This window comes from Lentibacillus salinarum, assembly GCF_042679865.1.
Classification (GTDB): domain Bacteria; phylum Bacillota; class Bacilli; order Bacillales; family Amphibacillaceae; genus Lentibacillus; species Lentibacillus salinarum.
In genome coordinates this window covers 36,570-50,868 of sequence record NZ_JBHTNH010000021.1, presented here as the reverse complement: position 1 = coordinate 50,868, position 14,299 = coordinate 36,570, and the positions used below count along the sequence as shown (strand labels likewise).

General features: G+C 45.9%; 15 protein-coding genes and 1 pseudogene. 2 read left to right on the top strand and 14 right to left on the bottom strand.

Translation table 11 applies throughout. From position 1 onward, the window contains the following. Positions 1-175: 175 nt before the first annotated feature. From ACFQ4A_RS10045 to acpS, 11 genes and pseudogenes are all read right to left on the bottom strand, one after another. A complete protein-coding gene (locus ACFQ4A_RS10045) occupies positions 176-1,180 on the bottom strand; it encodes a PP2C family protein-serine/threonine phosphatase (RefSeq protein WP_382400134.1) in 1,005 nt (334 codons plus the stop codon). Between the two features lie 79 nt (positions 1,181-1,259). Next, on the bottom strand, positions 1,260-1,661 hold the full coding sequence (locus tag ACFQ4A_RS10040; protein ID WP_382400132.1) for an anti-sigma regulatory factor: 402 nt from the start codon (positions 1,659-1,661) through the stop codon (positions 1,260-1,262). Positions 1,662-1,663: 2 nt separating this feature from the next. Then, complete coding sequence (locus tag ACFQ4A_RS10035; RefSeq protein WP_382400130.1) at positions 1,664-2,020, bottom strand: STAS domain-containing protein; 357 nt, start codon at positions 2,018-2,020, stop codon at positions 1,664-1,666. A gap of 4 nt (positions 2,021-2,024) precedes the next feature. Beyond that, a complete protein-coding gene (locus ACFQ4A_RS10030) occupies positions 2,025-2,894 on the bottom strand; it encodes an RsbT co-antagonist protein RsbRA (RefSeq protein ID WP_382400128.1) in 870 nt (289 codons plus the stop codon). A gap of 216 nt (positions 2,895-3,110) precedes the next feature. Continuing rightward, complete coding sequence (locus ACFQ4A_RS10025; RefSeq protein WP_382400126.1) at positions 3,111-3,470, bottom strand: type II toxin-antitoxin system PemK/MazF family toxin; 360 nt, start codon at positions 3,468-3,470, stop codon at positions 3,111-3,113. A gap of 5 nt (positions 3,471-3,475) precedes the next feature. Continuing rightward, positions 3,476-3,763 carry a CopG family ribbon-helix-helix protein gene (locus ACFQ4A_RS10020; protein WP_382400124.1) on the bottom strand — a complete coding sequence of 96 codons (288 nt, stop codon included), beginning with the start codon at positions 3,761-3,763 and terminating at the stop codon, positions 3,476-3,478. A 266-nt stretch (positions 3,764-4,029) separates the two neighbouring features. Next, entirely contained in the window at positions 4,030-5,160 is a 1,131-nt protein-coding gene (gene alr / locus ACFQ4A_RS10015; RefSeq protein WP_382400122.1) for an alanine racemase, read from the bottom strand. A gap of 103 nt (positions 5,161-5,263) precedes the next feature. Then, positions 5,264-6,289 (bottom strand): LolA family protein, encoded by a 1,026-nt coding sequence (locus tag ACFQ4A_RS10010; RefSeq protein WP_382400120.1) that lies wholly within the window; start codon positions 6,287-6,289, stop codon positions 5,264-5,266. Positions 6,290-6,357: 68 nt separating this feature from the next. Beyond that, positions 6,358-7,188, bottom strand: coding sequence for an NAD(P)H-hydrate dehydratase (locus ACFQ4A_RS10005; RefSeq protein WP_382400144.1), 831 nt, complete (start codon positions 7,186-7,188; stop codon positions 6,358-6,360). 192 nt (positions 7,189-7,380) lie between these two features. Continuing rightward, positions 7,381-7,781: pseudogene (locus ACFQ4A_RS10000) on the bottom strand (NAD(P)H-hydrate epimerase); the annotation flags it as partial. 173 nt (positions 7,782-7,954) lie between these two features. Further along, positions 7,955-8,317 carry a holo-ACP synthase gene (gene acpS / locus ACFQ4A_RS09995; RefSeq protein WP_382400118.1) on the bottom strand — a complete coding sequence of 121 codons (363 nt, stop codon included), beginning with the start codon at positions 8,315-8,317 and terminating at the stop codon, positions 7,955-7,957. 202 nt (positions 8,318-8,519) lie between these two features. Here acpS and ACFQ4A_RS09990 point away from each other — a divergent pair, with 202 nt between their 5' ends. After that, positions 8,520-9,278, top strand: coding sequence for a rhomboid family intramembrane serine protease (locus ACFQ4A_RS09990; protein WP_382400116.1), 759 nt, complete (start codon positions 8,520-8,522; stop codon positions 9,276-9,278). Positions 9,279-9,372: 94 nt separating this feature from the next. On the opposite strand, the gene ACFQ4A_RS09985 is transcribed toward ACFQ4A_RS09990, so the two are convergent. From ACFQ4A_RS09985 to ACFQ4A_RS09975, 3 genes are all read right to left on the bottom strand, one after another. Then, positions 9,373-10,809, bottom strand: a complete 1,437-nt coding sequence (locus ACFQ4A_RS09985) for a PH domain-containing protein (RefSeq protein ID WP_382400114.1) — start codon at positions 10,807-10,809, stop codon at positions 9,373-9,375. Next, the gene (locus ACFQ4A_RS09980; RefSeq protein WP_382400112.1) at positions 10,802-11,281 is read right to left on the bottom strand and encodes a PH domain-containing protein; all 480 of its coding nucleotides are present in this window, start codon (positions 11,279-11,281) and stop codon (positions 10,802-10,804) included. Before ACFQ4A_RS09980 ends, ACFQ4A_RS09985 begins: the two co-directional genes overlap by 8 nt. 216 nt (positions 11,282-11,497) lie before the next feature. Then, positions 11,498-12,985, bottom strand: coding sequence for a DEAD/DEAH box helicase (locus ACFQ4A_RS09975; protein WP_382400110.1), 1,488 nt, complete (start codon positions 12,983-12,985; stop codon positions 11,498-11,500). A 326-nt stretch (positions 12,986-13,311) separates the two neighbouring features. On the opposite strand from ACFQ4A_RS09975, the gene ACFQ4A_RS09970 reads away from it, so the two are divergent. After that, complete coding sequence (locus ACFQ4A_RS09970; protein WP_382400108.1) at positions 13,312-14,217, top strand: DMT family transporter; 906 nt, start codon at positions 13,312-13,314, stop codon at positions 14,215-14,217. The last annotated feature ends 82 nt before the right edge of the window (positions 14,218-14,299 follow it).

Here is a 14,299-nt window from a genome sequence, read left to right as displayed (position 1 = left end):
CGCATGACCACTTTTTCGATATCCGTCCATACTTTCACCTCATAATTTAGTATGGACAAAAAAGATAGGGCTAAAAGCTGATACCGTCTAAAGACGGTGGAGTTAGACCACGCATTTGTAAGTTAAACACGTAGAAAGGTTATTCCCAAATCAGTGTGTTACGAAACCTATTTTCCTATCTCCGTAAGACGATCAGGGTAAAATCATCACGTAACTGGAAATCCTGCAGTCGTTCAAAATGCTTATACACTTTATGAACCATTTCTTGGACTGGTAAATCAATATATTGCTCGATAACCTCGAGGACTTCATCCACTTCAATAAAACGGTCACCCTGCCTGCATTCGGTAACACCATCTGTCAGCAGGATAACCATATCCCCTCTATCAATCGTTCGTTCATATTGCCGGTAATCGACGTCCGGCATGACCCCAAGTACAAGCCCTTTTGTTTCAATTTCTTCAAATGTTTTCGTTTTGGCATTATAATAAAAACCTGGTTCATGACCGGCGGATGAATAGCGGATTGTGCTTTCCTCGGGAAGGAATTGGGCGTAGAACATAGTGACAAACATGCTTGAATCAACATTTCGCTCCACGACACGATTTAAATTTTTCAAAATCGTCTGTGGGCTCATCGTTGCCTCGGGCAAACTGTCCATCGAATATTTAATCATCGACATGCATAGGGCTGCAGGGATTCCTTTACCGATCACATCGGCAACAGCGATTCCCAGAGAGCCATCCTTACCGGTCAGAAAATGATAGTAATCGCCGCTCATCTGTTGTGCCGGAACACTAATGACCCCAATATCCAGATCTTCGGTATCGGGTTTGGTAGTAGCCAACAGTGTATCCTGCATATTGGCGGCAACGGCGATTTCTGATTTAAGCTCTGATTGCACTTCTCGCAATGAATGATATTCCTGATGGGCAATTCCGTAAGCAATCATAATCTCTAGTAAAAAATTCATCGAATGCCGGAAAGAGTCGGGTAGATCGGGGTATAACTCTGACATGGCCCGAATATGAAGGTTAATGATCTCTTCAGGCGGAACATTGTTCTTAATGAATGCTTTACTGATTTGCTCGGCACCATAAAGGGATTGTTCATCCTGTATGTCAATGTAGTGTTTCAGTAAATGACGATAATTGCTGATATCCGTATCCAGGGTTGTCATTTTATTCGCTCCCCCTTATTATAAAACAGCAAAAGGGGGACCTTTACCAACACACGTTCCCCCCTTGCTGCTCTTCGTATTATCTTAGCCATTTCATAACTCTGATTTCAGTGCCCCTGCCCTCCTCAGATTGGATGTCGAATTGATCAACTAAACGCTTCACACCGGGAAGCCCGGCTCCGAGGCCACCGGATGTCGAATACCCATCCTCCATGGCTTCACTGATATTGGCAATCCCTGGGCCCATGTCCTGAGAAAGGATCGTGATGCCGATTTGATTCAATTCATCAGCGACTTCAAAACATATCTTCCCATTCTCTGCGTATAAGTAAATGTTGCGGGCAAGCTCGGATATCGCAGTAGCAATGCGTGCCTGGTCAACCGTACCAAACCCAATGTCGCGTGCTATGTCCCTGCCAAGCTGACGCGCTTTCACGATATCCCATTCCTTTTCGATTGTCACACAGGATTGGGTATCCATCCTCATTCCCCCAATTCCTGGTGCAGTTTAATCAGTCCTCGCTCTAAGTCTAGTGCGGTTGGTACGTTCTGTAAATGCACGCCTAAATCAATTAATGTGACAGCAACTGCTGGCTGTATTCCGGTTAAAACGACCTTCGCCCCCATCAGATCCGACATCGTCACAACCTCACCTAAAACCTTTGCAATAAATGAGTCAATAATCTCCACCGAGGTCAAATCAATCACAACGCCCGTGGCTCCGGTCGTATGGATTTTATCCAATAAATCTTCTTGAAATTGGATCGCCGTCTTATCATCGATTTCTGTCTGAATCGAAATCAATAAATAATCGTGCAGTTTTAAAATAGGAATCCGCATGTTATCACTCTCCACCAAGTGAATCAACCAGCTGTTCAACCGCATCGTCTTCATCCCCGACATTGACGACTTTCCGGTTGGTCAGTTCGAGTGCTTTAATAAACCCTTTGCGTAATGAGCTTTTGGTCGGGAATTTGCCCAAGTCAATTCCCAAATTGACAATCGTCTGGGCAATCTCCGGCCGTATGCCGACAAGGATACATGTCGCGCCCACCAGACGAACGGCTTCCGCTGCCTGGACAATATGGTGCGCAACCATCGTATCAACAACCGGGACTCCTGTTATATCAATTAACACGACCTCGGAATTATGCTGGATAACCCCGTTAAGCAGATTCTCCATAATCAGTTTCGCACGCTCTGTATCAATAGTGCCGACAAGCGGCATAACCGTGATATTATCCATAACCGGGATAAGCGGAGCAGACAACTCCTGCAAGGCCCTGCGCTGCAGCGATAAAATGTTTTCCCAGTTGCCCGAGTACTCATTAACCAGCTGTCTGATCACCGGTTCAACCCACTTATCAACACTTTGCAGCAACTCAGAAATATAACGCGTATCAATCTGATCGGATTGACTGAGAATAAAATCAATGGTCACCCGTCTGAAAACCTGCAAACCGTCTGTTATGTAGCTGACCTGCCAGCCAAGATTGATCAGTTTTTCGGCAAACGCCTTTATCTGCTGTGTCTCCCCTTCGTTTTTGATGCTGCTGAATATAATATTTACAAATTCCTGATTGGTGCTTTCCAATAATTCATCCGTAACGCTGGATGAATAGTTGGAGTTTTTCAGTGAATTAATCTCGTCCATCCACTTTTCGACAATTATATCACTGTTATCAAGTACAATTTTTTTAAACTTCCTATCCATTTTGTCCTCCCACTTTCACCCTATTATTTCATCCAACATTTACCAAAAAATTATAGCTTGCTACATTTAGTTACACCATATCATAAAATATGTTAATTTTCGATGAATAGCCATTAAAAAAAACAGGCTTCATCAGAGTTTAAGCCCGTTTTTTTCAATTTAAATTTATGAGATTATAAAAAATACCCCTATTTCTGAATCGAAAGGGGGCATCACTTATTGATCATACATTTCTTTCAGTCCCAGACTGATTTCTAAAGCTTTGTCAATCTTCTCCATCATATGATTATCCAGCTTTGTGATTTTATCGGTCAACCGCTGCTTATCCAACGTTCTGATTTGTTCCAGCAATATAACCGAGTTACGGTCAAATCCATACCGTTTCGCGTTAATCTCAACGTGCGTCGGGAGTTTAGCCTTCTGAATCTGAGCAGTTATAGCAGCAACAATAACCGTTGGACTGAACCGGTTTCCAATATCATTTTGCAGGATCAATACCGGGCGGATGCCTCCCTGTTCTGATCCCACGACCGGGGATAAATCGGCGAAATAAACTTCGCCTCGTTGAACGATCACGCGCGCTACACCCCGATCACTGTGCGCTGTAAGTTGTTTTTCTCAGCTTCTTCTTCAGCCTGAAAAGCTTCTGAAGCGATGGTCAAATTAATATTGGCCATTTCCATGTAGCCTTGCTGCATTGATTTGCGGAATTGCTGGATATGCTCTTCTTTTTTGTGTTCCAGATAGTTTCTCGTTGCCTGACAAATGAAATCACTCAGATCACTATTTTCATACTTCATAAGTCCATCCACCTCGTTTAACAGGTTCTTTGGTAAACGTACTGAGATTTCCTGTAAGCTCTCCGACAAAACCATGCACCTCCGACAACTTGTAAACGATCATCATCAAATTCTTGTTCAATAATATCATTGTATGACAGAGTTTGCAAAGGCTTATCGGAATATTTTTGGAAACCTGGTTCATTCCTCCTTTTCATGGTCGTTTCCAACAGGACAAACCGTTAACCTGTGATTCCGGCTATCCTGTTCGGAACGATCACGTGACTGGAAATGGGCTCCTGCTATTTATATTATGGCTAAACAGTCATTTTATGCCAAGGAAATTCATGAAAACGTTAGGTGTCACCCCGTTTATACTGCCTTGGGACACGTTCTGAGATCATACAGGGTATTTCGTAATTAATGGTGTCCAGTTTTGCTGCGATTTCATCGGCTTCAATACTTTCGCTGCCCTGTTGACCAATCAACGTTACTTTTGTCCCTGTCGCGTAATGTTGATCCAATTTAATCATCGTCTGATCCATTGTGATTCTTCCGACAATTGGCATCCTTTTACCATTAACCAGAACATCCATGCCTTGCAGTTTGCGGATCAAGCCATCAGCATAGCCAATCGGTATGGTACCGATATAGTCATCATCTGCCGCCGTATAAGTCGCCCCATAACTAATTGACTCACCCGGTTCAATCCGTTTTACATGAATGAGTCTGCTATGCAATGAAAAGGCCGGCTGCAAATCAATCGCCTGTTCCGCTTTCAAAACATCTGACGGGTAGAGGCCGTACATCGAGATCCCAAACCGCATGTAATCATACATCCGTTCAGGAAAACGAATCGCAGCGGCACTGTTCCCGATATGGATACTGACAGGCTTATCCCAAATGCTTTTAAACGTTTGCCACAACTGTTTAAACCGGTCCTGCTGCAGCTCAAAGTATTCCAAATCCGCCTCATCGGCTGTAGCAAAATGGGTATAAATTCCCGTTAGATTGATTGACTTACTTGCACGCAATGCTTCGGTGATGTCATTTAATTCTTCTTTTGTCCGAAGTCCAACGCGTCCCATTCCGGTATCCCATTTCATATGCACCTTTACCGGTGATGGAAGCGAAAGCTGGTTCACATCACGGATCCACTCGGTTTGAAAACACGTCAATGTCAAATCATGCCGGGCAGCAACCGGAACATCCTGTGGCGCGACGCTTCCAAATACGAGAATCGGTGCTACAATGCCAGCTCCACGTAATGTCAATGCTTCTTCCAATAAGGCGACCGCCAGCATATCAGCACCTGACTGCAATGCCGTTTCGGCCACTTCAACTGCCCCATGACCATAAGCATTGGCTTTGACCACCGCGATGACGTTACAGTGCCCGGGTAGCTTGCCTGCCATTTGGCTGATGTTGTGCGCGATCGCTGCAAGGTCTACTTCAGCCCATGTAGGCCGGTAAATCGTATTGTTCACAGACTTCCCCCCTTATGTGCCTTCCATTCATACATCTATTTTATCGAAAAAAATACAAAAATAAAAAGCAGACCCCCTCTCTGATGAGTCTGCTATATTGCATTTACTTCACTTCTTGACCCTGTACAGATTGTGCCACTTCAATTAATTCGTTTCTTGTTAATTCATCACTTGCCAGGACAAAGCTCATCCCGTTATGCGTCCACTCAATTGTGTTATCAGACAGTGCGCCGATCGAGTGACCTAAATTTACAATCTCACCCTCCACCATCTGTGGGGTGGACATGGTTGGCACGACCTCCTGCTGTTCCTCAACCAGCGTAAAGTCTTTTTCACCGGAAAATGTCATGATAACGCGTTCACCACTTTCGGTGTCAACCTGTGTTTCTTCCACGAGCTCCGACCCTGCCATGTGTTGTGGATAAAGGACGGAAAATGTTCCTGTTTCTGCTTCCTCTTCACCATCACCGGAAACAGAGGCATCAGCCGCTTCGTTTGTCATATTTTTATCCATCGTAAAGTCACCGTCTTCAAACGTGGGGTCTGTATTAAATTCAGAGAAATTCACTTGTACCAAAGCGTTACGATCTTTGTCCATCACTTTCACCATCACCGGCGTGTAAGACTTTTTATCGAACTGAACCTCTTGGTAAGGCAAATTATTGTTGCTTTGGTAATTGGTCTTCGTCTCAAAAGTATAACGGTCTTCACTCGCCTCGAATTCAGCTTCACTATCTTTCAGAATATCGTTGACAAGTGACTGGTAAAGATATGGCTGGCTGCCGTTTTGCGGCCATTCTTCCTGAAACTTAAAGCTTTTGTTCAGTTCAGGTGAGAGCACAAATACACCATCTTCATTTTTCAAAATAACCTGATTTCCCTCTTCACTCTGATCGTTGCTTAGTTCCACACGGTAAAAACCTTCTTTTTTATGCCAAATGTCTATATGATACTTCTGGTCCTCCTGCCCGGTGTTCATCGTCATCTCGGCTTTTGCTTTATACCCCTCCATCGACTCGAGGGTCGATTCCAGTTTTTCGGCAACATCCTCTTGGGATTGCTCACCACAAGCAGCAAGTATAAAGATGAAACCAAAGACGATGACAACCATACCAAACATTTTCTTCATGGACATGTCTCCCTTGTCGCGTTTCACACAATTTGCGAGCTGTCGTATTGACGAAGGGAAAAGCACTGTCACGGTTGTGTGGCAAATGTACGATAAACATCTGTAATGCCGGCGATGACATCCGACGCCATCAGGTCATAAACAGAATGCGTTTTTTCGACTAGCAGGTCGGCCGCTTTGCCATGGACAAAACAGGCATTACATAACGCGTCGGTAAGTGATTGCTGCTGCATGACCATGGCTAACGTGATGCCGGATAACACATCACCACTTCCGCCTTTAGCCAGACCTTGATTCCCGGCCGTGCTCACCAACTGCCTACCATCTGGCGTCGTGATAATCGTTACCATCCCTTTGAGGATGACGTATGCCTGGTAGCTTGCAGCGAACGTTTTTGTAAAGGAAAATGGCGATTGCAGCAATTCCCGGACGGAAATATCCAAAAGCATGGCCATTTCACCCGGATGTGGTGTCAGAATAACAGGATGTGTGCGGTCCTTAAGCTTGTTCAGCAATGGTTTTACATGGTATAAACCATCCGCATCCACAATCAGCGGACACGTCGTCTCATTCACCGCCCGCTCCACCAGCTTCCCGGTTTCCGGCCGGCGTCCCATGCCCATGCCAAGCACCACGGCATCATACTGATCAAATGGTATGGACGTTCGATCATTTAGAAATCCCTTGGTATCATCCAGTGTCACATACGTTGCTTCCATACAATGTGAAGCAATAACCGGGATGACGTCTTTTGTGGTGGCTGCGGTAACCAGGCCGGCACCCGTCCGTAAAGCAGCACTAGCGGTCATAGCGACGGAACCGGGCATTTCAGCATGCCCGCCGATAACCAATCCGCGTCCATGGTTGCCTTTATGAGCATGGCGTTTCCGTTCCGGCATACGCGCCTGAAAGTCTTCTGCCGTCCAGACACGCCGCTGTTCACAATCTGCCGTGACAGCTGTCGGGAGTCCAAACGTAACCGTCGTCCACTTTCCGTAATAAGCTGCTGTCGATTCCAGAAAAGCGCTCATTTTTGGGAACCCCGCGACAACGGTTTCATGAGCTTGTACCGTCTGAAAATCTTCCACCCCTTCATTTGCCGGGAGTCCTGAAGGAATATCAACGGAAATGACATACACATCTGCCTGATTGATTAGTATTACAATCTGATCGATCGGTTCGCGCAGCATTCCCTGTACGCCTGTCCCGAGCATGGCATCAACAATCACATCTGCTTCTTCGATTACCCAGTCGATTTCAATCATATCACTTGTTACCTGAACCGTCCCGCCGCATTCTGCAAAAATGCTTTTATGAACAAGCGCATCCCCGGAAATCTTCGCATTCGGAACCATTTGACAACAGATACATCGTAGCCGTTATCCAGCAGTGTCCTGGCAATCACGAATCCATCACCGCCATTATTCCCGCTCCCTGCAAAAACACGGATACAATCCGTTTTGCTCACCGTCGTTTCAATCCTACCTGACATGGCCCTTCCTGCATTCTCCATTAGCATTCTGCCATCAATACCTATGTCATGAATGGCTTCATGCTCCATACCGTACATTTCTTCCGCGGTGACAATATACACGCTTTTTCCTCCTGCCCGCACTAGAATATATGAGACAACCATATCGATTATGCCCAACCGCACGTCAAAGGTTATGCCTTCTCCTCTATCACAACCTGTGCCACGGCATAATCTCTGCTATGTGAAATTGAGATAAAAATACGTTCGTGTTCATAACCGGCAGCACTCATTTCCGGTGCGCCATATGTATCTGTGGTCACTTCCATATGTTTAAAGCTTAATTTTCCGATGCCGTGGCCGACAGCCTTTGAAAAGGCTTCTTTGGCGGCAAATCGGCCTGCCAGATATTCGGTCTTCCGTCGCTCGTTCGTCAGGGTGTCAAAAAACGTCCTTTCCTTATGTGTCAAAATTCGGTCAGCAAATCGCTCATGTTGCTGCATACTATAATGAATACGATCCAATTCGATGACATCAATTCCAATTCCTTTTATCATAATAATCGCTTTCCTCTCTACGGCAAATGGCGTATCATGAGACTGGTAACGTGATTCCAGTCAGATTATAATGGCTTATACGATAGCATATCATACGTTAATGATATGCCCCTGAAATCTCCGGACATTAAACCGGATCCGAGTATCAGCTTATGATACCCGCAATCTTCTATTACTTTCCATTAAGAAAGGAGGGGAATACATGTTCATCCGAAATGAGCGGAGCATTAAAGAATTCATGCAGCTCTATCCGGTTGTGGCCTGGCTGATCATTATTCAGCTTGCCGTCTGGTTCTTGACCAATTTTTTGCAGACCCCGATCGGGACACTGATTGAAAATTGGGGAACGGGCGTCAACTTCTATATCAGCCAGGGTGAATACTGGCGGCTGGTGACGGCCATTTTTCTTCATGCAGGTCTCATGCATGTCTTATTTAATTCGTTTGCGCTTGTCTTATTCGGCCCAGCGCTGGAGCAGATGCTAGGCAAACTGAAATTCCTAGTCACTTATCTCGGGACCGGATTGATTGGCAACCTGGCCACGTTTTTGCTTGGGCCTGCCCTTTATTCCCATGTTGGCGCATCCGGGGCCATTTACGGGCTATTTGGTATCTATGTTTTCATGGTGGCTTTTCGAAAACAGCTGATCGACCAATCAAGCTCCCAGATTATCACGGTTATTGCAGTGATCGGACTGCTCATGACCTTCATCCGGCCAGGCATCAATGTGTATGCCCATGTGTTTGGATTTATTGGCGGTTTTGCGATTGCCCCAATGATCCTGGCCAATGTGCGGCCATACAACCCGTGGGTGAGACGGCAGCATGTTGATGATGGATCCATCGGGTTCGACCCGAATCGCTGGCAAAAAAAGCAGCGCAACAAACAGCTTTTGAAAAAAGGTCTCTGGATCTTCCTGGGTATCCTCGTTGTGCTCGGATTATTCAGCAGGATATTTTAAGAAAAAACACTGACGCGTCTTTTCAGATGCCAGAGGTCAGAAGTCGGATTGGAGGAAATCGGTGAGCGTTCCGATTCCTTCTAATCCGACCTTTCTAGCGTCTGTATGAATACCAATCCGACAGCTCATCAGTCTGTGTGACGTCCAAGTCCTTAATTGTGAAATGTTTACCTGCGCCCATTGTTCCGACAATCGAAAAGCTAGTGGTTGCCAGATTCTGCAGCTTCTGCAGTTTGTGCTGTTTTTTCTCAAATGCCTGGATCCGTTTATGATACATGATAATCGTATTTCGGCTTAACATACGATACCGGATCGTCAAACGCATCCCTTCCAGTTGAAAGCCGCCATCTCTGTGACGCAGCCAGCCAAGTCCCAGTCCACCGGCGAGCAGCAATATTAGAGGGATCCAAGTAAATGATGGGATAAATATCCCGACAGCCACTAGGAGCAACAAAAACGGCGGTGTGGCACGCAAAACGTAAAATTTACGTGCCCGTTTCGGTAATGGCGTTAAGTCCTGCTGCAGCCCTGCATAATCCGGCAGAAATGTTGCCAGAAAGTCATCCACTTCATCCCGTTTCATAATCGGGAATAAAATGGAGGAAAAATCCTCGCCTTTATCCATTGATCCGCCGGCAATTTCCGCAAACACGGTAACATAGCCGAGCGGCTGCCGGATGATACTTTCCTGAATACCGACTGCCTGAATACGTTTTAACGGAATCGTCACTTGTTTTTGTTCCAGCAGGCCACGAGTAATAAACAATTCATGTTCATTTCGAGTAATCGTAAACTTCCCGTACTTGATGATCGTGCCGGCTATACCAAACAGCCATAACAGCAATAAAACCAATATCGTCATGACAGCGATAATGATAATACTGAGCCCGATGATCCATTGCATGGTACTTTCGTAGAACCGCTCGGGGATAAACTGCTCCACCTGTGAAAAGGCGGTCGCGGCCAGCGCCATAATGACACCAATACTGCCGGATGTTGTGCCGGCAATGAATAACCGTTTGAAACGGATGGTGCTGGATGGGGATCGCTGTTCTGCTGCGTCATCAGTTGAATCGTCATCCACTAACGGCTCCGCCCCGCGCGACTTCAATTCCTGCCGCAATGCTTCCCCTTCAGCCAGTTTGACTGCACTGAGCGACGCTTCCGCATCCGTACCGGTCCCTGCTGTTTCGATTTGCACCTTTGTCAGGTTTAACAACCGGTGAATAACCCCTGATGTCAAATCGATTGATTGAATACGGTTTTTGGAAATATACCGTTTTTTCCGGATGAAAACACCATATTCAATACGCAACTCATCATCCGCTATCCGGTATGTAAAACGATACCATATCACCACACTGATCACTGTGAATATGACGAGCAAACCGGCCAAAATCAGCACAAAATAGAAAAGTGATTCATTCCGGAATGTAATAAAACCAAGGATAATGGCAAATAAAAATTGACGCACCGTTGTTATCAAATTAAAAATAATCGCTGCCGGGTGTAATCGTTTTGCTTCAGACATCGTCTTCATCCACCCTTGCCAACGCCGAAATCCTGTCCCGCAGTTCCGAAGCATCTTCCTCAAGCAACGCCGGAATCTCATGGGTTGTGGCTGCCGTTGAAATTTCCACACTTGCCAGATCATACTTTTTCAAAATCGGTCCCTGCTTTGTATCAACGTGCTGTACCCGGATCATCGGTACAAGCGTCCGTGATACAATCAAAATGCCATGCTGGATATAGATCTCCTGATCAAACACTTCATAACGCCATCTTCGCCAGCGCAGTTTCGGCAGCAAAAACACGGTGAAAAAGGTGCTGACCCCGCTGATTAAAGCGGCCCCTGCCCCGTACCAATAGGTGAACTCAAATATAAAAGCCAATACAAAGAGGGCAATCGTGATTACCCAGAGCACGCCTTCAGCAATGGCCGCCGTAATTTTCCATGCTTTGACGGCATCCCGGGCAATCCGGTTAACCGGTGGCTGTCGCATAATCGTCACTTCCTTCTTGATTGGACTAAAAGACCTGTTATGATATACGCATTCATCCTACCAAAGTTTCGACAATTTTAATAGACACATAACCCATTAGAAACACGCCAGGCCATATTCAAGCTGCTCCGGCCCATGTTAGAAGGGCTCTGGCCTATGGCATGGAGAGTGGCACTTATGCAAATTAAAAAGCCCCTCATCCAAGGAGCTTTTTTCTCAGCTGTTTGGTTTGCTGTGGTTGCGGCGCTTTTGGTAGTTGCCTTGACGATTGCGTCCGCCCTGATTGCGGCCTCCATGGTTACGTCCGCTTTGCCCGCGTTTTCCGTAAAATTTCTTGTTTTGTGACCGGCCTTTTTTGTTTTTGCTTTGCTGGGCTTTTTTCACGCTGATCGGCTGAGTGGACGAAATGCTGACCGGGATATTGCGACGCTCTTTTGTCATCATCTTCAGTGCAGCCGCCACAACCGTTATCGAATCATGATCCTGCAGCAAGTCGCTGGCGGTCTCATAATAATCCTGCAGCTCCTGCTTTTCAATCTTTTTCCGCAGTTTATCGGCTGCCGCCTGCTGCTGACCGTGTTTGGCTTCCTGAAAGGTCGGTGGTGCCATTCGCTTCATTTTGCTTTTCGTCACTTTTTCAATTAAATTCAAATGGGCCATTTCCCTTGGTGTAATAAACGATATCGCTTCCCCGGTACGGCCTGCTCGTCCTGTACGTCCGATACGATGGACATAACCTTCCGGGTCCTGCGGGATATCAAAGTTGTAAACATGGGTTACACCGGAGATGTCGAGACCGCGAGCCGCGACATCTGTCGCCACCAACACGTCGACACGGCTGTTTTTAAATTTGTTTAACACAGACATCCGTTTTCCCTGTGTCAGATCACCGTGAATCCCCTCTGCACGGAATCCTCGTGTTTGCAGCCCGTCGGTAATCTCATCGACCCGTTTTTTGGTTCGGCTGAAGACGATGGCGAGTGCAGGGGCATAATAATCCAAATGATTGGTCAGCGTATCGAATTTTTGTTTTTCCGGAATTTCGATAAAATACTGATCAATATTTTCAACTGTCATTTCCTTTGCTTTCACTTTGACTTCTTTAGGGCTGTTCATCAGATTGGTGGCGATATCCCGGATTTCTTTTGGCATGGTTGCCGAAAATAGCAATGTCTGCCGATCTTCCGGAATATTTTTCAGGATATCGCGGATATCATCGATGAAGCCCATATTCAGCATTTCATCAGCTTCATCCAAAACGGTTGTCTTCACATCTGCTGTGCGGATTGTTTTGCGTCGCATGTGGTCCAGCAGCCTTCCCGGCGTGGCAACGACAATGCTTGGGCCATCTTTCAAAGCACGGATTTGCCGTTCCATATGCTGACCGCCATAGACGGACATCGACCGGACGCCTTTTGATTTTCCGAGACGATTCAGTTCCTCAGCTACCTGAACGGCCAATTCCCTTGTAGGTGCAACGACCAGCCCCTGGATTTTTCGCTGCTCAGGATCGATTTTTTCGATCATCGGGATGCCGAATGCGGCGGTTTTTCCTGTTCCTGTCTGTGCCTGTCCAATGACATCATTCTCCTCCATTGCGAGTGGAATGGTCTCTGCTTGAATCGGTGTTGCTTCTTCAAAGCCCATTTTTTGCAATGCTTTCATAATGGACTGTGATATATTTAGTTCATTAAATGTGGTCACCTTATAACTCTACTCCTTTTTGTTCAATGTTATGATCTGACGTTTGATGGCTGCTGGAAAAACGCGGCATTCGCCTCGCCTTATATCAAATGCCAATGTTTTTCTTATAAGGTCAACTATCATCAAAGATACTGACGTGTAAAAAAAGGCTTCTCCCCAGTCATGGAAAAAGGCCCCCTCAGTGAAATCTCATCCATAAAATAACAGTCATTTTATAATAACACAGCCGATCGGGAAATATCCACTACTTCCTATGTGATTTTTTACTTTTAGCATGGTAAAATATACAGGATTCTATAATAGAACAAGTCAAAAGGAGGCTGCTCATGCGAATCCCTCCGTTCAATCCATATATTGCGGTGGTCATTGGTGTGGTTTCCGTTTCAACATCTGCCGTGCTGGTCAAACTCGCCGATCAGGCACCTGCCGCCATTATTGCCAATTACCGTCTGCTTCTGGCTGTCATGATTATGGCACCATATGTTCTGATAAAAAACCGGAGCGAATTTCAGTTTATTCAAAAAAGGGACTGGCTTCTATCAGCTCTTGCCGGCATCTTCCTAGCGTTTCATTTTATTGTCTGGTTCGAGTCTTTAAACTATACATCTGTCGCCAGCTCTGTTGTCCTCGTGACACTACAACCAATATTTGCCTTTTTGGGCACTTATCTGTTTTTTCAGGAACGATTTTCCTACGGGGCCATCATTAGTATGGTCATCGCCCTGTTGGGCAGTTTAATCATCAGCTGGGGCGATTTTCAAATCAGCGGTATAGCCTTGTTTGGTGACATGCTCGCACTGCTTGGTGCCGTGTTGGTAACAGCTTATTTTCTGATGGGGCAGCGGGTCAGAAAGCGTCTTTCATTGATGACGTATACCTTTATCGTTTACGGCATCAGTTCGCTCACGCTTATTTTGTATAATTTGATTGGGGGAAACCCCTTTTTCGGGTACCCGGTCGATCACTGGCTCGTGTTCCTTGGCCTGGCTATCTTACCGACATTCTTTGGTCACACCTTGTTTAACTGGGCATTGAAATGGGTGAGCACGGCTTCAATTTCGATGGGGATTGTGTTTGAGCCCGTCGGTGCATCCATCCTGGCCTACTTCATATTAGGCGAAACGATTACATGGTCGCAGTGGCTTGGTGGTTCAATCGTTCTATTCGGGTTGTTCCTGTTCATCATGAGCACAACCAAAAAACGGAATGTTACGATATCCGAGCGCAACTGAATGACAGTATCGGTGGCATGAGAAGGCGAAACGTACTAAACGGCATACTGTTTCTGTTTTTCCCTTTTCGCCACCATAAAAA

Coding starts and splice junctions, on each gene's coding strand:
- ACFQ4A_RS10045 (WP_382400134.1), bottom strand. CDS start 1,180: ATGACAACCCTGGATACGGATATCAGCAATTATCGTCATTTACTGAAA.
- ACFQ4A_RS10040 (WP_382400132.1), bottom strand. CDS start 1,661: ATGGATACCCAATCCTGTGTGACAATCGAAAAGGAATGGGATATCGTG.
- ACFQ4A_RS10035 (WP_382400130.1), bottom strand. CDS start 2,020: ATGCGGATTCCTATTTTAAAACTGCACGATTATTTATTGATTTCGATT.
- ACFQ4A_RS10030 (WP_382400128.1), bottom strand. CDS start 2,894: ATGGATAGGAAGTTTAAAAAAATTGTACTTGATAACAGTGATATAATT.
- ACFQ4A_RS10010 (WP_382400120.1), bottom strand. CDS start 6,289: ATGAAGAAAATGTTTGGTATGGTTGTCATCGTCTTTGGTTTCATCTTT.
- ACFQ4A_RS10005 (WP_382400144.1), bottom strand. CDS start 7,188: ATGCCGGAACGGAAACGCCATGCTCATAAAGGCAACCATGGACGCGGA.
- acpS (WP_382400118.1), bottom strand. CDS start 8,317: ATGATAAAAGGAATTGGAATTGATGTCATCGAATTGGATCGTATTCAT.
- ACFQ4A_RS09990 (WP_382400116.1), top strand. CDS start 8,520: ATGTTCATCCGAAATGAGCGGAGCATTAAAGAATTCATGCAGCTCTAT.
- ACFQ4A_RS09985 (WP_382400114.1), bottom strand. CDS start 10,809: ATGTCTGAAGCAAAACGATTACACCCGGCAGCGATTATTTTTAATTTG.
- ACFQ4A_RS09980 (WP_382400112.1), bottom strand. CDS start 11,281: ATGCGACAGCCACCGGTTAACCGGATTGCCCGGGATGCCGTCAAAGCA.
- ACFQ4A_RS09970 (WP_382400108.1), top strand. CDS start 13,312: ATGCGAATCCCTCCGTTCAATCCATATATTGCGGTGGTCATTGGTGTG.